Source organism: Streptomyces sp. WAC05374, assembly GCF_004353505.1.
Taxonomy (GTDB): Bacteria; Actinomycetota; Actinomycetes; order Streptomycetales; family Streptomycetaceae; genus Streptomyces.
In genome coordinates, this window is the sequence record NZ_SMNQ01000009.1 from 177,765 (window position 1) to 194,347 (window position 16,583).

General features: G+C 74.8%; 18 protein-coding genes and 7 tRNA genes. 11 read left to right on the forward strand and 14 right to left on the reverse strand.

Annotated features, from left to right (window positions below):
* Positions 1-139: 139 nt before the first annotated feature.
* A complete protein-coding gene (locus tag E2B92_RS19250; RefSeq protein ID WP_126884625.1) occupies positions 140-865 on the forward strand; it encodes a 3'-5' exonuclease in 726 nt (241 codons plus the stop codon).
* Between the two features lie 77 nt (positions 866-942).
* Here E2B92_RS19250 and E2B92_RS19255 read toward each other — a convergent pair.
* Both E2B92_RS19255 and E2B92_RS19260 read right to left on the reverse strand, forming a co-directional pair.
* Positions 943-1,014 (reverse strand) — tRNA-Val (locus E2B92_RS19255).
* A 39-nt stretch (positions 1,015-1,053) separates the two neighbouring features.
* Positions 1,054-1,503 carry an SRPBCC family protein gene (locus E2B92_RS19260; protein ID WP_126884644.1) on the reverse strand — a complete coding sequence of 150 codons (450 nt, stop codon included), beginning with the start codon at positions 1,501-1,503 and terminating at the stop codon, positions 1,054-1,056.
* Positions 1,504-1,594: 91 nt separating this feature from the next.
* Between E2B92_RS19260 and E2B92_RS19265 the strand changes: the two genes are divergently transcribed.
* On the forward strand, positions 1,595-3,904 hold the full coding sequence (locus E2B92_RS19265; protein WP_133087616.1) for an SCO7613 C-terminal domain-containing membrane protein: 2,310 nt from the start codon (positions 1,595-1,597) through the stop codon (positions 3,902-3,904).
* 52 nt (positions 3,905-3,956) lie between these two features.
* On the opposite strand, the gene E2B92_RS19270 is transcribed toward E2B92_RS19265, so the two are convergent.
* Positions 3,957-4,031: transfer RNA gene (locus E2B92_RS19270), tRNA-Val, on the reverse strand.
* 64 nt (positions 4,032-4,095) lie between these two features.
* On the reverse strand, positions 4,096-4,560 hold the full coding sequence (locus E2B92_RS19275) for a TIGR02611 family protein (protein WP_126884623.1): 465 nt from the start codon (positions 4,558-4,560) through the stop codon (positions 4,096-4,098).
* A 189-nt stretch (positions 4,561-4,749) separates the two neighbouring features.
* On the opposite strand from E2B92_RS19275, the gene E2B92_RS19280 reads away from it, so the two are divergent.
* The gene (locus tag E2B92_RS19280) at positions 4,750-5,163 is read left to right on the forward strand and encodes an SsgA family sporulation/cell division regulator (RefSeq protein ID WP_003959770.1); all 414 of its coding nucleotides are present in this window, start codon (positions 4,750-4,752) and stop codon (positions 5,161-5,163) included.
* A 257-nt stretch (positions 5,164-5,420) separates the two neighbouring features.
* Positions 5,421-5,981, forward strand: a complete 561-nt coding sequence (locus tag E2B92_RS19290; RefSeq protein WP_126884622.1) for a CGNR zinc finger domain-containing protein — start codon at positions 5,421-5,423, stop codon at positions 5,979-5,981.
* Between the two features lie 21 nt (positions 5,982-6,002).
* On the opposite strand, the gene E2B92_RS32705 is transcribed toward E2B92_RS19290, so the two are convergent.
* Positions 6,003-6,179: a hypothetical protein gene (locus E2B92_RS32705; RefSeq protein WP_160159765.1), complete on the reverse strand. Its 177-nt coding sequence runs from the start codon at positions 6,177-6,179 to the stop codon at positions 6,003-6,005.
* A 91-nt stretch (positions 6,180-6,270) separates the two neighbouring features.
* Entirely contained in the window at positions 6,271-6,696 is a 426-nt protein-coding gene (locus E2B92_RS19295; RefSeq protein ID WP_126884621.1) for a hypothetical protein, read from the reverse strand.
* Positions 6,697-6,867: 171 nt separating this feature from the next.
* Between E2B92_RS19295 and E2B92_RS19300 the strand changes: the two genes are divergently transcribed.
* The gene (locus E2B92_RS19300; RefSeq protein ID WP_126884620.1) at positions 6,868-7,401 is read left to right on the forward strand and encodes a DsbA family protein; all 534 of its coding nucleotides are present in this window, start codon (positions 6,868-6,870) and stop codon (positions 7,399-7,401) included.
* A 9-nt stretch (positions 7,402-7,410) separates the two neighbouring features.
* Here the strand turns inward: E2B92_RS19300 and E2B92_RS19305 are convergent, their stop codons facing one another.
* The 3 genes from E2B92_RS19305 to E2B92_RS19315 are packed head-to-tail and all read right to left on the reverse strand — an operon-like array spanning position 7,411 to position 10,148.
* Positions 7,411-8,250: a GNAT family N-acetyltransferase gene (locus tag E2B92_RS19305; RefSeq protein WP_126884619.1), complete on the reverse strand. Its 840-nt coding sequence runs from the start codon at positions 8,248-8,250 to the stop codon at positions 7,411-7,413.
* 33 nt (positions 8,251-8,283) lie between these two features.
* Positions 8,284-9,096, reverse strand: a complete 813-nt coding sequence (locus tag E2B92_RS19310; RefSeq protein WP_126884618.1) for an aminotransferase class IV — start codon at positions 9,094-9,096, stop codon at positions 8,284-8,286.
* Entirely contained in the window at positions 9,093-10,148 is a 1,056-nt protein-coding gene (locus E2B92_RS19315; protein WP_160159766.1) for a chorismate-binding protein, read from the reverse strand. The genes E2B92_RS19310 and E2B92_RS19315 overlap by 4 nt, the downstream gene beginning before the upstream one ends.
* A gap of 167 nt (positions 10,149-10,315) precedes the next feature.
* On the opposite strand from E2B92_RS19315, the gene E2B92_RS19320 reads away from it, so the two are divergent.
* The 5 genes from E2B92_RS19320 (at position 10,316) to E2B92_RS19340 (ending at position 10,770) form a co-directional block, all read left to right on the forward strand.
* Positions 10,316-10,388 (forward strand) — tRNA-Gly (locus tag E2B92_RS19320).
* A gap of 36 nt (positions 10,389-10,424) precedes the next feature.
* A tRNA-Cys gene (locus E2B92_RS19325) sits at positions 10,425-10,498 on the forward strand.
* A gap of 1 nt (position 10,499) precedes the next feature.
* A tRNA-Val gene (locus E2B92_RS19330) sits at positions 10,500-10,571 on the forward strand.
* 19 nt (positions 10,572-10,590) lie between these two features.
* Positions 10,591-10,662 (forward strand) — tRNA-Val (locus E2B92_RS19335).
* A 33-nt stretch (positions 10,663-10,695) separates the two neighbouring features.
* Positions 10,696-10,770: transfer RNA gene (locus E2B92_RS19340), tRNA-Val, on the forward strand.
* Between the two features lie 49 nt (positions 10,771-10,819).
* On the opposite strand, the gene E2B92_RS19345 is transcribed toward E2B92_RS19340, so the two are convergent.
* From E2B92_RS19345 to E2B92_RS19355, 3 genes are all read right to left on the reverse strand, one after another.
* Positions 10,820-11,080, reverse strand: a complete 261-nt coding sequence (locus E2B92_RS19345; RefSeq protein WP_126884616.1) for a TFIIB-type zinc ribbon-containing protein — start codon at positions 11,078-11,080, stop codon at positions 10,820-10,822.
* Positions 11,081-11,120: 40 nt separating this feature from the next.
* A complete protein-coding gene (locus E2B92_RS19350; RefSeq protein WP_126884615.1) occupies positions 11,121-12,077 on the reverse strand; it encodes a phosphotransferase family protein in 957 nt (318 codons plus the stop codon).
* Positions 12,078-12,408: 331 nt separating this feature from the next.
* Positions 12,409-12,588 carry a hypothetical protein gene (locus E2B92_RS19355; protein WP_126884614.1) on the reverse strand — a complete coding sequence of 60 codons (180 nt, stop codon included), beginning with the start codon at positions 12,586-12,588 and terminating at the stop codon, positions 12,409-12,411.
* Between the two features lie 481 nt (positions 12,589-13,069).
* Here E2B92_RS19355 and E2B92_RS19360 point away from each other — a divergent pair, with 481 nt between their 5' ends.
* Positions 13,070-14,245, forward strand: coding sequence for a protein kinase domain-containing protein (locus E2B92_RS19360; protein WP_126884613.1), 1,176 nt, complete (start codon positions 13,070-13,072; stop codon positions 14,243-14,245).
* A gap of 9 nt (positions 14,246-14,254) precedes the next feature.
* Here E2B92_RS19360 and E2B92_RS19365 read toward each other — a convergent pair whose 3' ends face one another.
* The gene (locus E2B92_RS19365; protein WP_126884612.1) at positions 14,255-15,073 is read right to left on the reverse strand and encodes a TrmH family RNA methyltransferase; all 819 of its coding nucleotides are present in this window, start codon (positions 15,071-15,073) and stop codon (positions 14,255-14,257) included.
* Positions 15,074-15,114: 41 nt separating this feature from the next.
* Positions 15,115-16,347, reverse strand: coding sequence for a uroporphyrinogen-III C-methyltransferase (cobA, locus tag E2B92_RS19370; protein ID WP_126884611.1), 1,233 nt, complete (start codon positions 16,345-16,347; stop codon positions 15,115-15,117).
* Positions 16,348-16,583: the final 236 nt, after the last annotated feature.

Consider the following 16,583-nt stretch of genomic DNA (forward strand, 5'->3'; position numbering starts at 1 on the left):
CAGGCGACGACGGGGCGTCAGTTCGACCGTCCCTCACCTGTGTTGTCACCGCGTTGCGTACGGTGCAAACGGCGCGGGTATCACCGATTCGGGCAGGGGGATCACGCCATCTGCCAGGCATGTGCGAGGAGTTCGGGGAATGACGCTCTGGTATGAAGGGCCCCTGGCCGCATTTGACACGGAGACGACCGGAGTCGACGTCGAGAACGACCGGATCGTGTCGGCCGCCGTCGTCGTGCAGGACGCGCCGGGCGGGCGCCTCCGGACGACCCGCTGGCTGGTGAATCCGGGCGTGCCGGTGCCGCCGGCCGCGACGGAGGTGCACGGGCTGACGGACGATCACCTCCAGCGCAACGGCCGCTGGCCGTCGCCCGTGATGGAGGAGATAGCCCGGCAGCTCGCCGAGCAGTCGGCGGCGGGCCGGCCGCTGGTGGTGATGAACGCGCCGTTCGACCTGACCCTGCTCGACCGGGAGCTGCGCCGCCACCGCGCCTCGCCGCTCTCGCGCTACCTCCAGAACGTCCCGATGTGCGTGCTCGATCCGCGCGTCCTGGACAAGCACCTGGACCGGTACCGCAAGGGGCGCCGCACGCTCACGGACCTGTGCGCCCACTACGAGGTCGCCCTGGAGGGCGCGCACGACGCGGCGGCGGACGCGACGGCGGCCATGGAGGTCGTACGGGCGGTGGGGCGCCGGTTCGCGGCCCGGCTGGAGCGGCTGTCGCCGGCGGAGCTGCACACCCTCCAGGCGGTGTGGCACGCCGCGCAGGCACGCGGCCTCCAGGCGTGGTTCGCGCGCAACGGTTCGCAGGAGGCGGTCGATCCGGCGTGGCCGCTGCGCCCGACGCTGCCGGCGGCGGCGTGACGGCGTACGCACGGGATCGACGCGCGTGACGTCATACAAAAAGGCCGACCCGTCATGGACGGATCGGCCTTCCCCGGTGGGCGATACTGGGTTCGAACCAGTGACCTCTTCGGTGTGAACGAAGCGCTCTCCCACTGAGCTAATCGCCCGGGAACGGACTGAACCATACAGGTCCGGGGCCGTTTCCTTCAAACCGTATGCACGCGGGCCGCCAGCCCCCGGCGCCCCGCTCGCATCATCAGGGCGTGGTTGGCGAGGAACAGGGGCCGGCCGGGCAGGGCGAGGCGCCGCATCAGGGGCCGTTGGACGTCGACCTCCTGTTCGTAGAGTGCGCGCGTGCGGGCGCCGCCGGGCGAGGTGAGCGTCCAGCGGGCCCACCCCGCGAGGTCGCCCGCGAGCGTCGTCTCCAGGACCCGGGCGACCGGGTCGCGCCGCCGTTCGGTGAGGGTGACGACGAGGTCGTAGGGGAGGAAGGAGCGGAAGCGGGCGGTGCCGGTGCGCTCGTCGAGGCGGGTCACCTCGCGCACCTGCGGCCACCAGCGGGGGTAGTCCTCGGGCCGCTCCAGGACCGCGTACACGGTGTCCGGCGGGGCGGGGAGATTCCAGACGCTGCGGAAGCGGTAGTGGCACCAGTCCATGCGGGAAGTCTGCGCCGCCGGCGCGTACTCATGCGGGATCTGAGTAGGCACGCTCATGTCGTGCGCGTGTGGCGCGGCCCACACTCCGCTCATGGACAACGCACTGTCGCCGGCCGACGAGCTGGTGGTTCTCGATCGCGAGCTGGCTCAACTGGACGCCCGCCGGTCGCACTTGCTGGCGCGCCGGGCGTGGCTGCTGAGCGTGCTGTACGCCCCCGTCGCGCCGGTCGCCCCGTCGCGGCGCGTGGCGGAGACGGCTCCGCGGGGTGCGCAGAACGTGCTGCTGACCCTGGGCGGCGTGCTGCTGGCGGTCGCCGCCGTGGCCTTCACGCTGGTGAGCTGGGGCCGGATGGGCATCGGCGGCCGGGCGGCGGTGCTCGCGGTGGTGACGGCCGGCGCGCTGGCCGCGCCGGTGTTCCTGCTGCGCCGGGCGCTGGTGTCGACGGCGGAGGCGGTGGCGTCGCTGGGGCTGCTGCTGATGGTGCTCGACGCGTATGCCGTGCACCGGGTGGCGCTGCCGGAGGTGGACGCGGTGGGGTACGCGGCGGTCGCCTCGGCGGTGCTGGCGGCGCTGTGGGCGGCGTACGGGGCGGGGTTCGGCGGGCTGCGGCTGCCGCTGCCGGCCGCGGTGGTGGCCGGGCAACTGCCGTTGCCGCTGGGCGCGCTGGCGGCGGACCTGGGGACGCTCCCGGTGTGCTGGGCGCTGCTGGTGACGGCGGCGGCCGACGTGGTGGTGGCGCTGCGGGCGGGCCTGGCGACCCGCGTCCGGGTGGTGGCCCGCGTGGCGGCCGGTGCGACGGGTGGCTCGGCGGTGCTGGTCGCGGGCTGGCTCTCGGCGGTGCGGGGCGGTGCCGAGCCGGCGGGGCTGCTGCTGGTGGCGGCGGGGCTCGCGCTCTACGGGGCGTGGCGTGCGCCGGCCGCGGCGGCGTGGGCGGCCGTGGCGTGGGCGGCGGTGGCCGGGCTGGTGGCGGTGGCCGGCGGCGGCGGGCTGGTGCGGGAGGCGGTGCCGGGCACCTGGGCGGTGCCCGCGTACGCGCTGGTCGCGGTGGCGGTGTGCGCGGCGGCGGTACGCGGCGGGGTGCCGCGCGGTGTGGGCCGGGGTCTGGTGGGGGCGTCGGCGGGGGTGCAAGGGCTCGCCGTGGCCTGGGCGCTGCCCCAGGTGGCGGCCGCGCTGGTGGGCGTCCGGCCCGGCGTGGGGTGGCCGGTGGTGGCCGTGGTGGTGGCGGTCGCCGGGGTGCTGGTGACGGTGCGGTCCGTGCCGGCGCGCTGCGGGGCGCTCGCCCTGGCCTGGGTGGCGGCGGTGTCCCTGCCGGAGGCGGTGGCGCTGCCTGAGGCGGTCACGCCGGTCGTCCGGCTCGTGGTGACGGCCGGGTTCCTGGGCCTGGCGGTGCGTCCCTCGGTGCCGGCGCTGCGGCTGCCGGTGGGGCCCGAGGCCCGGGAGGTGCTCGCGGACGCCGCGGGTGCCGGGGCGCTGCTGGGCGGGGTGCTCGCGGCCGTCGGCGCGTGGGGCTCGGACGGTGCGGCGGTGGCGGTCACGGGGGTTCTCGGTGGGCTGTTCACGGGCGCGGCGGTGCTCTGCGGCGGCAGGCGCCGGACGGTCGCGGCCTGCGCGGCCGTGGCGGCGTTGGCCGGCCTGGTGGCGGCCGTGGCGGGGGTGGCGGGGCTGCCGGCGCACCTGACGGGCGCGGCGCTGCTGGCCGTGCCGGTGGCGACGGCGGCGGTGGGTGCGGGCCTGCGGCGCCACCCGGTGGCGGTGCCGGTCGAGCTGGCGGGTGCGGCGGCCGGTGTCCTGGCGGCCGGGCTCGCGGCCACCCGCCCGGCCTTCCTGGCGCTGGTGCTCGCCCTGTGCGGTGTGGTGGCGGCGGCCACGGCCGTGCGCCCGGAGCGGCGCCCGGCCGCCGGGTACGCGGCCACGGCGCTGTTCGTCGCGGCCACCTGGGTGCGGCTGGCCGCCTCGGGGGTGTCCGCCCCGGAGGCGTACACGCTGCCCGTGACGGTGCCCGCGCTGGTGGTGGGCGTGCTGCGGCGGCGCCGGGACCCGGAGGCGTCGTCGTGGACGGCGTACGGTCCGGGGCTGGCCGCGTCGCTGGTGCCGAGCCTGGCCGCGGCGTGGGGCGACGCGGGCTGGCCGCGCCCGCTGCTGCTGGGGCTCGTGGCGCTTGCCGTGACCCTGGCAGGTGCGCGGCTGCGGCTCCAGGCGCCGCTGCTGCTGGGCGGCGCGGTCCTCGCGCTGGTGGCGCTGCACGAGCTGGCGCCGTACGTCGCCCAGGCGGTCGGCGCGCTGCCCCGCTGGACGCCGCCCGCGCTGGCCGGTCTGCTGCTGCTCGCGGTGGGCGCGACGTACGAGCAGCGGCTGCGTGACGCCCGGCGCCTGCGGGAGACCGTGGGACGCATGCGCTGACACGACGCCGAAGGCCCCGGAGACTGATCGTCTCCGGGGCCTTCGGTCCGGGTGGTGGGCGATACTGGGTTCGAACCAGTGACCTCTTCGGTGTGAACGAAGCGCTCTCCCACTGAGCTAATCGCCCGGGCGCACCGCAAACATTACCGCATGTCAGCCCGTGCCCCCGACCACGTCCCCGGGCCCGTGGATCACTGCTTGATGTTCCAGGGCAGGGCGAGGCCGTACTTCCACAGGTACACGCCGACCAGCGCCGCCATGATCACCAGGCCGACCGTCGTGAGGATGATGTTGCGCCGGCGGACCTTCGGGTCGAGTGCGCGCTGCGCCGCCTCGGTCACTTTCCGCTTCGTCCAGCGGAGCACGAGCTGCGCCCAGACGAACTCGGTCGCCCAGATCGCCATGCCGCCGAAGATCACGACCCAGCCGGGTCCGGGCAGCACCAGCATCGCCGCACCGGCGGCCACGACGGCCAGACCGACGACGAAAACGCCCACCTGCCAGCTTATGTGGAGCGTCCGGCGCGCCTTGATGAACTCGGGCGCCCGCGAGCCCAGTGGCGGCTCGGCGGTCACCTCTTCCGTCACGTCCCCCGTGGCGGGGGACGTGGTCACCGCTGGGGTGACCTTCCTCCGCTCGTCACTCTCCGCGTTCATGAAGCCCAACCTACCCGACGCGAGCCGGACACCGGAATGGACGCAAACGGCCGGTTGCACACCGCCATCCGAGGTACCTCAAGGGCCACAAAACAGACAGAGGGGTTTACAACGGCACCGTAGGTGGCATGTCGATTTCGCCGACGTGCGAATCCCCGAGCGCACACTGAGCGAAAGGCCCTGGCGCTTATGAACACCACGGTCAGCTGCGAGCTGCACCTGCGCCTCGTTGTGTCGAGCGAGTCCTCACTGCCTGTACCGGCGGGCCTGCGGTATGACACGGCCGATCCCTACGCCGTGCACGCCACCTTCCACACCGGAGCCGAGGAGACGGTCGAGTGGGTGTTCGCCCGCGACCTTCTCGCCGAAGGGCTCCACCGCCCCACAGGCACCGGCGACGTCAGAGTCTGGCCGTCCCGCAGCCACGGTCAGGGCGTCGTCTGCATCGCGCTGAGCTCCCCGGAGGGCGAAGCCCTGCTCGAGGCCCCGGCGCGCGCCCTGGAGTCGTTCCTGAAGCGGACCGACGCCGCGGTGCCGCCCGGCACCGAGCATCGTCATTTCGATCTCGACACGGAGCTCTCGCACATCCTGGCCGAAAGCTGAGGCCAGGCCGCCAGCCGCACGGCGCCGTCCGACTCGGGGCGACGGCGCCGCGCGGAGAGCTCGTACGGCCGTGAGCGGCCGGACACGGCGACACCGGCGCCGCCGTCGCGGAAACCACCGCGGCGGCGGCGCCGACGCGTTTCCGGCCGCCCGGGGGCGCCCCCTCCCCCACCGCTGCCCGGGGCCCCTTCCGGTGGAGCCGCTAGAGTCGGCGCCATCCGGCGGGCGCCCGCCCGCCGCGGCCCAGGGAGCGAATCGTGCTGATCCCTCACGACACCAGGATCGCGCTCGACACCGTCGTCGATCTGCTGAACACCGCGCCCGACGGCGGGCGGGGGGACGGGCTCAGGGACGTCGCGGCCCTGTACGCCTTCGTGCGGGACCACGACGTCAGCGGTGTCGGCCGGCTCGGCGAGCAGGACCTGCGGGCCGTGCGCGACGTACGAAAACGATTCGCCGACGTGTTCGCGGCGTCCGACGCGCGTGCCGCGGCCGAGCTGATCAACCAGCTCGTCGCCGCGGCGGGCACCACGCCCCAGCTCACCGACCACGACGGCTACGACTGGCACGTGCACTACTTCGCGCCGGGCGCCTCGGTCGCCGACCACCTCGCGGCCGACTGCGGCATGGCGCTGGCGTTCATCGTGGTGGCCGGCGAGCAGGACCGGCTGCGCCGCTGCGAGGCACCGGACTGCGGGCGGGCGTTCGTCGACCTGTCCCGCAACCGCTCGCGCCGCTACTGCGACAGCCGTACTTGCGGTAACCGGCTCCATGTGGCGGCGTACCGGGCGCGCCGCAAGGAGGCGGCGGCCGGCTGAGCGGGGCGGCTCAGCCCCTGCTCACAGCACGTACAGATCGTGCACGGCGGCCATCAGCAACAGGCAGCCGATCACCGCCAGGAAGATCATCAGCGGTGGCTGGGAGAGCGCGAACAGGCATCCGCGCCGCTCCTCGGTGACTTCGTCGGTGGCGGGGGACGACTCCCGCGAGGTTTCCAGCATCTCGGTGCCGATCATGGCGCAGCCGGCGCCCCCGTGAACGCCGAATGCCCATGATCCGCAGGGCAGTTCACCCCATCCCGTGGCTCCGCGCTCCCCGGGCGACGGCTCAGATGCCGTGCTTCTTCAGGATGGCCTCGATGTCGCTGAAGTCGTCGGCGGGCTTCGCCGTGGCGCGGCCGTCCGTCCCGAGCGCGGGGGCGGACGCGCCCGGCTCGGCCGGCCGCGGCTCCTGCCGCTCCCGGCGGCCCCGGCGCCCCTCGGCGGGCGCGGGGCCGCCCCGGCGCCGCTCGACGGCCCGGGTGGTCATGAAGAGCAGCCAGGCCAGGCCCAGGACCCCGAAACCGGCCCACGCCACCGGGCTGAAGGCGGTGCGGGCCAGCCACTCCACGGCACCGGTCATCACCAGCCCGGCCGGCACCAGCGCGTACGCGGCGACGCGGGCGGCCGCGAGGAACCTGCGGCGGTACGCGGTGATCGCCGCGATGCCCAGCCCCGCGGCGGCCACGGCGGAGCAAATCGTCTCGGCAAGCATCCGGTCCTCCAGGCGGGCGCGGGGCGGTACGTTCCTTCCATCCTGCACCGCGCGACCGCGCCGCGGCCATGGCGCCGGCCGGCCCCGAGCGGATCTCCGGGACATCTCCGGGGCCCTCTCCTCCCCAGGTCCCGGTTGGGGGGCCGCCCGCGCTCCTGGGAGACTGCCCCCATGAACGACTCCACGACCGACCGCACCACCACGCCCGTCGTGCTCGACGTCTGGTGCGAGCTCCAGTGCCCCGACTGCCACGCCGCCCTGGACGACCTGCGCGCCCTGCGCGCCCGGTACGGGGACCGGCTCGAGGTGCGGTTGCGGCACTTCCCGCTGGAGAAGCACAAGCACGCCTACGCCGCCGCGCAGGCCGCCGAGGAGGCCGTCGCCCAGGGCAAGGGCTGGCCGTACGCGGAGGCGGTGCTGGCCCGGACCGGGGAGCTGGCGGCCGGGGGCGAGCGCGTGCTGATCGACACGGCGCGGGAACTGGGCCTGGACGCCGAGGAGTTCGACACCGCCCTCATCGACGGCCGCCACCTGCTGATCGTGGACGCCGACCAGGCGGAGGGGAAGGCGATCGGCGTCACCGGCACCCCGACATACGTGATCGGCGGCGAGCGGCTGGACGGCGGCAAGAGCCAGGAAGGGCTGCGCGAGCGCGTCGAGGAGATCGCCGACCGCCTCCTGGCCGAGCCGGGCGGCCTGCTCTGACCCCAGGCCCTACAGCAGCGGCTTGAAGCCGTTGACGTGGGTCGTCGCGTACCCGAGCGACTCGTAGAGCCGCAGGGCCGGGGTGTTGTCGGCGAAGACGTGCAGTCCGATGCGGCGCTCCCCCGCCTCCAGGGCGATCCGCTCGGCGAACAGCATCAGGGTCCGTCCGTACCCCTGGCCGCGCCGCCCTTCGGCGACCTCGATGTCGTACACGAACGGGATCTCCTCGCCGGAGGGCGAGCGGAGCCTGCCGGTCCACAGGTGCCCGACGGCGGTGCCGTCCCGGACGGCCACGTGGAACGCGGCGCCCTCGGTGGCGAGCCCGTCGGGCAGGTGCTCGCGGCGGCCCCACTCGGCGCGCGCCAGGGCCTGGTCCTCCGGTACGCCGTGCCCGGCCAGGCTGCGCGCGAAGCGCTCCAGGGACCGGGCCTCCCACTCCCGGAACTCCGCCTCCGTCATGGGCCGCACCCGCACGCCGGCGGGCGGCTCGGGCGGTGGGGCGCCGAGGTCCTTGGCCAGGTTGCGGCTGCGCTCGGTGTAGCCGAGGGCGGTCGCCATGCGCAGCGCGACCGTCGCACCGGCCGGTACGGAGACGGTCACCTGGTCGCAGCCCCAGCCGCGCAGCACCTCCTCGGCGGCCAGCGCGGCCACCGTGCCGCGTCCGCGCCGCCGGTCCGGGCCGTCGACGCCGAGGGAGCGGATCACCCCGGCCGGCCGGCCGTACCCGGGCAGGGTGCCGAGCTCGACGGCGCCCACGCGACGGCTGTTCACACAGATGTCATAGACGCGCGATCGGGCGCCGTCGGGGGTCTCCTGGAGCGGCCCGGCCGGCCGCAGGGTGGTGGTCATCGCCTACGTTCTACCCACCCCGCGACCGGCTGCTCACATCTGCGCGGCGCGCTCCGCGAAGATCCGCATGGCCTTGGCGGTGACGGGCCCGGGGGCGCCGGGCAGCTCGCGCCCGTCGATCCGGTGGACGGCCTGGACGTCACGGAGGCTGGAGGTCAGGAAGACCTCCTCGGCCCGGTCCAGGACGTCCATCGGCAGGTCGGTCTCCTGGGCGCCGGTCCATTCGACGGTCAGGGCCCGGGTGATGCCGGCGAGGCAGCCCGAGGAGAGCGGCGGGGTGTGCAGCTTGCCGTCCAGGACGACGAAGACGTTGGAGCCGGTGCCCTCGCAGAGCCGCCCGGCGGTGTTGGCGAACAGCGCCTCGCTGGCGCCCTGTTCGTGGGCCTTGGCGAGCGCGACGACGTTCTCGGCGTACGAGGTGGTCTTGAGCCCGGCCAGGGCGCTGCGTTCGTTGCGGGTCCAGGGGACGGTGATCACGGCGGTGCTGTCGACGTGGGGGGCGGCCTCGCCCACCGCGACGACGAGGGTCGGTCCGGCGTCGCCGCGGTCGGAGCCGAGCGGGGAGATCCCGCCGGTGTACGTGATGCGCAGCCGCCCGCGCGGCACGGGGTTGGCCTCCAGCACGGCGGCGCAGGCCCGGCGCACCTCGTCCAGGTCCGGGTCGGGCAGGCCGAGGCCGCGTGCGGAGCGGGTGAGCCGGTCGAGGTGGAGGTCCATCGCGAAGGGCCGGCCGGCCTGCGTCTTGAGCGTCTCGAAGACACCGTCGCCGACGGTCAGGCCGTGGTCCAGTACGGAGACCCGGGCGGCTGCCGCGTCGCACAGCCCGCCGTTGACCCACAGCTTCATGTCCGGAGTGTCCTTCCGCTCGCCTCGTACGCGCCCGACGCTACCGCGAGCAGCCGGGCGGCCTTCAGTTCCGTCTCGTCCCACTCGCGCTCGGGGTCGGACCCCCAGGTGATGCCGGCGCCGGTGCCGAAGCGCAGGACGCCTCCGCCCTCCGTGCGGTCGATCCAGAAGGTGCGTATGCCGACGGCCAGCTCTCCGGTGCGCCGGTCGGCGTCGACCCAGCCGATGCCGCCGCAGTAGGGCCCCCGCGGGGCGGTCTCCAGGGCGTCGATGATCCTCAGGGCGCTGGACTTGGGCGCGCCGGTGACCGAGCCGGGCGGGAAGGTGGCCTCCAGCAGCGCGCTCCAGCCCGCACCGGGGGCGAGCTCGCCGCGCACGGTGGAGACCAGGTGGACCAGGCCGGGGTGCGGCTCGACGGCGCACAGTTCCGGCACGGTGACGGAGCCGGTGGCGCAGACCCGTCCCAGGTCGTTGCGGACCAGGTCGACGATCATCACGTTCTCGGCGCGGTCCTTGTCCAGGAGGTCCTGGGCGGTGCGGCCGGTGCCCTTGATGGGGCCGGACTCCACCGTGGCGCCGTCGCGCCGCAGGTAGAGCTCGGGCGACGCGGTGGCGATCTCCACCCCGTGGGCGGGCAGGCGAATCGTTCCGGCGTAGGGGGCCGGGTTGCCGCGCGCGAGGAGGGCGGTCAGCGCGTCCACGTCGGCGGCCGGGTCCGGCAGCGGCGCGGAGAGCACCCGGCACAGATTGGCCTGGTAGACCTCGCCGGCCGCGATGTGCTCCCGGATCCTGCGTACGCCGGCGGTGTACGCCTCGCGGTCGAGCGAGGACGTCCAGTCACCGGCGGCGGGACCGCACCAGGCGCCGGGGACGGGGGCGGGCACCGGCGCGCGGCGGACGTCACCGAAGCGGGCGCAGGTCAGACGGCCTTCGAAGTCCGCGCAGACGGCCCAGAAGCCCGCGGAGTCCAGGGCCTCGGGGTCACTGGTGACATCCCGCAGGTCGGTTGCGACGAGGCCGCCGAAGCGGGCCAGAGGAGCGAGGTCGTGCACGGGTGCGAGTCTATGGCCGGGGCGGGCGGGACGGCGCCGAGGTGCTCCGGACCTGGCGCGGAGCGGGGGCGGCGCAGCACGCTGGGCAAACGCGTTTTTGTACTGGCCCGGGAATCCGCTAGAGTTCAACACGTCGCCGGGACGCGCAAGCGAAACGGAAACGACAAGCGGACGTGGCTCAGTTGGTAGAGCATCACCTTGCCAAGGTGAGGGTCGCGAGTTCGAATCTCGTCGTCCGCTCGAAGTGGGGGATCATTCCCGAACCCCTGCACTCCTGGTGGAGTGGCCGAGAGGCGAGGCAACGGCCTGCAAAGCCGTCTACACGGGTTCAAATCCCGTCTCCACCTCCAAGGACGATTAGCTCAGCGGGAGAGCGCTTCCCTGACACGGAAGAGGTCACTGGTTCAATCCCAGTATCGTCCACTGGATCTTCGGATCCCCCGCGCGATTAGCTCAGCGGGAGAGCGCTTCCCTGACACGGAAGAGGTCACTGGTTCAATCCCAGTATCGCGCACGCAGTGCCCATGATCCTCGATCATGGTCCCGAGGACGATTAGCTCAGCGGGAGAGCGCTTCCCTGACACGGAAGAGGTCACTGGTTCAATCCCAGTATCGTCCACCACCCCGAAGGCCCCGGTCGCTCCACGCGACCGGGGCCTTCTTCGTGCCCGTCAGGACGAGAAGAGCATCCGCCCGAAGCTGCGCCGGTGGCCGTGGTGACCGGTGTGGCCGTGGTGCGGGGCACCCCAGGCGGGGGCGTGCGCGGCCGGCGGCGCCGGCGGGGCCTGCTGGACCCACTGGGACTCCAGGCGGGTCAGTGCCTCCAGCTCGCCGAAGTCCAGGAAGATCCCCCGGCAGCCGCTGCACTGCTCGATCTGGACGCCATTGCGGTTGTAGGTGTGCATGGGCGCATGGCACTTGGGACACTGCATGCTCGGCTCAACTCCTCGCCGTTCGGATGGTGTCATCACCCTACGACGGAGTCGTGTCGTCCAACTCGGGTGGGAGTGTCGCGATTCTGGTACAAGCGTCCACGACGCTCACCTCGACCTCGTCCAACTCACGCTCCTCGGCGGTGCTCTTGGCGATGGCCAGGGCGGCGGTCTGGACGGTCAGCGCGCGGGCCGGCACGTCCAGCCGGGGCCAGGGGTCACCGTCCGCGGGCACGGCCGGGCCGCCCGCCGCCCGGTAGGCGCCGAGGAACCGGTCCCACACGGCGGGCGCCAGCAGCCCGGCGGCGTACCAGGCGGCGGGGCGGGCCAGGTCCCAGGCGGGGTCGCCCAGCCCGAGGTCGTCGACGTCGATCAGCAGCCAGGGGCCACTGTGCGCGGGGTGGCGGACGAGCTGGCCCAGGTGGAGGTCGCCGTGGCAGACCGCCGCCCCCGGGTCGGGCGCCTCGCCCCGGGCCCAGGCGGGCAGCCGGTGCCAGGCAGCCAGGACCGGCGCGGCCGCCGGATGCGCACCGGCCGCCCGCATGCGCGCCACCGCCCGGGCCGCCTTGGCGGGGCCGCGCATGGGCGGCAGCGGCCCGGGCAGCTCGGCGGGCGGTACGGAGTGCAGGCGGGCCAGCAGCGCGGCGGCCTCCTCCCAGGGCGCGCCGTCCGGGTCGTCCGGGTCGACGGGGCTGCCGTAGGGCCAGGCGCTGACCGGGCGGCCGTGCACCCCGGGGGCGGTCACCGGCAGGGGCGGGAGGAGGACCCCGGCCAGACGCGGGTGGGCGGCCACCGCGAGGCGGGCACTGTGGGCGGCGGTCTCCGTGTCCGGGGCGTGCGCCTTGGCCACGGCTGCACCGTGGCGGACGACGGTGCCGTCGGGGCGGTGGGCGAGGACGGTGCCGGACTCGCCACAGGCGCGGCACGCCTGGTGGGGCACGGCACGCCGGGCGACGGCGTCAAGCTCCCGCACGAGCGGTTCGGTCTCCTGGTGCACGCCCCGACCTTACGGGTGTGCTCGGGCCGGAGTGCCGGGGGCGGGGCCCCTCCGGGCGCACCTCCTCGCCGTCGGCGGAGTGCCCACCCGGTCCCGCGGCCATCGGTCGCCGCCGATCGGCCGGGGGACCCCGCACGGCCCCTCCTCCCCGCGGCCGGGAACAGCGGCCCGCACCCGTCGGCGGGCGCCGCTCGGTGCGGCCGGGAGAAAGCGGTGGCCGGCGGCTCCCCAGCCGCCGGCCACCGCTTGCCGTCCGCCGCACCCCCGTCCCCACGGGGTTGTTGGCCGGATGTCCCCGGCCCGGGCCGCTCTCCCGGGCCCGGGGCGCCGCTCAGCGCCCCAGCATCACGCCCACGGACGACGCCTGTGTGACCACCGCTTCCCAGCCGCCGAAGACGACCACCAGAAGCGCGGCCAGGGGGAGAACCATCGCCGTCGCCACCAGCGGGTGACGGCGTCCCGACGTGCGACCCCGCGTGCGGATCATCGTCCGCGTTGCCGTGTCCGCCATGGTTCCCTCCTGTTCGTTTCGGGAAGCGGCGGGTGTCGGACCTCGGGGGACGAGTGCTGCACCCGCCGCTTGACCTCAACACTAGGGAAGCGGCGGCCCCCGCACGTCATGCCCGCGTACCCATTGGCGGGCCTCCCGGAGGATGAGCCGCCACCGGACGGCGTACTCCCCTGGGTGGAGACGCGTCACCGGGTCTGAGGGTCTTCCCGGAGGGGCCGGCGGGTCCCGTGGGGCGGGTGACGTCGCTCACGGTCCGCCCGGCGCCCCCGCGCTGCCGGGCCCGACGGATGATCAATCCCCTTGCGCACGGCGGCCATTGGGCGGTGACACCCGTCGGGGGGACCGACCGGCACTGACAATCGATCCGGCCGCGAGGGCGCGGCCTATGAGCGCGCCGGGGCGTGGGTACGTAAGCTGTGCCACGTCAAACGGACACCGGTGTAGCGGGGTGGGGCCTCCCCACCGTAGGTAGGGGACGGACATGGCGATGATGCGGCTCCGGCGCGAGGATCCGCGTGTCGTCGGCTCATTCAGGCTGCACCGGCGGCTGGGCGCGGGCGGCATGGGGGTCGTGTACCTCGGGTCCGACCGGCGCGGGCAGCGGGTGGCCCTGAAGGTGATCCGGCCGGATCTCGCCGAGGACCAGGAGTTCAGGTCGCGCTTCGCGCGCGAGGTGTCCGCCGCACGGCGCATCCGCGGCGGGTGCACGGCCCGGCTGGTGGCGGCCGACCTGGAGGCGGACCGGCCCTGGTTCGCCACCCAGTACGTGCCCGGTCCCTCCCTGCACGACAAGGTCGCCGAGGAGGGCCCCCTGTCGGCGGCCGACGTCGCCGCGATCGGCGCCGCCCTGTCGGAGGGTCTGGTCGCCGTCCACGAGGCCGGGGTGGTCCACCGGGACCTGAAGCCGTCGAACATCCTCCTCTCCCCCAAGGGCCCGCGGATCATCGACTTCGGCATCGCCTGGGCGACCGGCGCGTCCACGCTCACCCACGTGGGCACGGCGGTGGGCTCGCCCGGTTTCCTCGCGCCCGAGCAGGTGCGGGGCGCCGCGGTGACCCCGGCGACGGACGTCTTCGCGCTCGGGGCGACGCTGGCGTACGCGGCCATGGCGGACTCGCCCTTCGGGCACGGCAGTTCCGAGGTCATGCTCTACCGGGTGGTGCACGAGGAGCCGCAGCTCCACGGCGTGCCGGACGCGCTGGCGCCGCTCGTACGGGCCTGCCTCGCCAAGGACCCGGAGGAACGTCCCAGCACGCTGCAACTGTCCATGCGGCTCAAGGAGATCGCCGCGCGGGAGGCGCAGGGGCTGTCCGACGCCCGCCCGCCCGCCACGCGACCGGCCGCCAGGCCCGTGGACGACCGGCCCACCGGACGGCTGACCGAGCGCTACACGGAACGCACCACCCAGGGCCGCACCCCCGCCCCCGGGGCACGTGGCGCGCAGGCCCCGCGTGCCTCGTCGCCGCGCCATCCGGCACGGGCGCCCCGGACGGGCGGCGGCGGCCGGACGGCCTCACGGCCCGGTGTGCGGACCGGCGCGGGCGGCGGGATGCGCCCCGCGAACCCGCGCCTGCTGCGTCAGCGGATCTTCGTCTTCGTGGTGGTGACGCTGATCGTGCTGCTGGGCATCGCGGCGGCGCAGGGCCTCCAGGGATAGGCCGGGGGGCTACGCCTCCGGGCGGCCGGTGGCGACCGCGTAGAACGCGACGGCGGCCGCGGCGCCCACGTTGAGCGAGTCCACGCCGTGCGCCATGGGGATGCGCACCCACTCGTCGGCGGCCATCAGCGCCTTGGTGGACAGGCCGTCCCCCTCCGCGCCCAGCATCAGGGCGACCCGCTCCAGGCGGTGCGGGGCAGCCGCGTCGATGCTGGTGGCCTTCTCGTCGGGCGTCAGCGCGAGCAGCTTGAAGCCCGCCTCCCGCACCGCCTCCAGGCCCTTGGGCCAGCCTTCGAGGCGGGCGTACGGGACGGAGAAGACGGCGCCCATCGAGACCTTCACGGACCGGCGGTAGAGCGGGTCCGCGCAGTCCGGCGACAGCAGGACGGCGTCCATGCCGAGGGCGGCGGCGCTGCGGAAGATGGCACCGATGTTGGTGTGGTCGTTGACGCCCTCCATGACGACCACCCGGCGGGCGCCGGCGAGCAGGTCCTCCGCCGTCGGCAGCGGCTTGCGCTGCATGGAGGCGAGCGCGCCGCGGTGCACGTGGTAGCCGGTGACCTGCTCGGCGAGGTCCGGCGCCACCGCGTACACGGGCGCCGGGACCTCGTCGATGACGTCCCGCATGGCGTCGACCCACTTGGCCGACAGGAGCATCGAGCGCATCTCGTACCCGGCCTGCCCGGCCCGGCGGATGACCTTCTCGCCCTCGGCGATGAACAGCCCCTCGGCGGGCTCGCGCCTGCGCCGCAGCTCGACGTCGGTCAGGCCCGTATAGTCGCGCAGGCGCGGGTCGTCGGGATCGTCGATGGTGATGAGATCGGCCACAGGGTGATACTGCCTTGTCCGGTACGGGGTGCCAACGGTGCTCAACGGGTGTGCTTGTGCGGGCCCTCGCCGACGACCGGGCCGATGACGATCACGGCGGGCGGGCGCACGTCCTCGGCCCTGACCCGCTCGGCCACCGTCGCCAGGGTCGCGTCCACGCGCCGCTGGGAGGCGGTCGTGCCCTCCTGGATCAGCGCGAGCGGCGTGTCGGGGGCCTTGCCGTGCGCGACCAGCGCCTCGGCGATCGCGCCGATCTTGTCGACGCCCATGAGGATGACGAGGGTGCCGGTCAGCTTGGCGAGCGAGGCCCAGTCGACGAGCGAGCGCGGGTCGTCGGGGGCGACATGGCCGCTGACGACGGTGAACTCGTGCGCCACGCCCCGGTGGGTGACCGGGATGCCGGCCGCGCCCGGCACGCTGATCGAGCTGGAGATGCCCGGGACGACCGTGCAGGCGATGCCCGCCTCGGCCAGCGCCTGCGCCTCCTCCATGCCCCGGCCGAAGACGAACGGGTCGCCGCCCTTGAGGCGGACCACGGACTTGCCGGCCTTGGCGTGCTCGATGAGCGCGTTGTTGATGGCCTCCTGGGCCATGAACCGGCCGTAGGGGATCTTCGCCGCGTCGATCACCTCGACGTGCGGCGGCAGCTCGTCGAGCAGGTCGCGGGGGCCGAGGCGGTCCGCGATGACCACGTCGGCCTCGGCGAGCAGGCGCCGGCCGCGCACGGTGATGAGGTCCGGGTCGCCGGGGCCGCCGCCGACCAGGGCGACGAACGGGGTACGGGCGCGGTGGTGCGGAGCCGCGAGGGAGCCGTCACGCAGCCCCTCGACGATGGCGTCCCGCACGGCGGCCGAGCGGCGCGGGTCGTGGCCGGTCAGCACGGCGACGGTGACGCCCTCGCTGCGGCCGGTGGCCGGGGTCCAGGCGGTGGCCGCCTCGGCGTCGTCGGAGCGTACGCACCAGACGCGGCGGCGCTCGGCCTCGGCGGAGGCACGGGCGCCGGCCTCGGGGTCGGTGGCCGCGATCAGGGCGTACCAGGCGTCGGCCAGGTCCCCGTCCTCGTACCGGCGCCGGACCCAGGTGATCTCGCCGGCCTCCGCCATGGCCTCGACGGACGGCGTCGCGGACGGGGACACCAGCGTGATGTCGGCGCCGGCCGCGATGAGGGCGGGGAGGCGGCGCTGGGCGACCTGGCCGCCGCCGATGACGACGACGCGGCGCCCGGTCAGGCGCAGTCCGACGGGGTAGGCGGGGTGCTCGGCGTACTCGGCCATGGCGGTGCGGCTCCTCGGCGAGGCGGTGGTGCGGTGTGCGAGGCCGCTGCGACGGTGAAGCGGCTGGTGGGGCGAGGGGTGGAGCGGCGGTGGGGCGCCTGCGACCACCTTACGGTGCGGCGGCGCCCGACCAGTTGGGCGGTGCGTCACATGCGCGCTACCGGTGGCTGTGGGGTGTCCCCCGCCCCGCCTCGCCCGGGCGGCGCCCGGAACGGGGCCGGGGGCGCCGGGGTGCG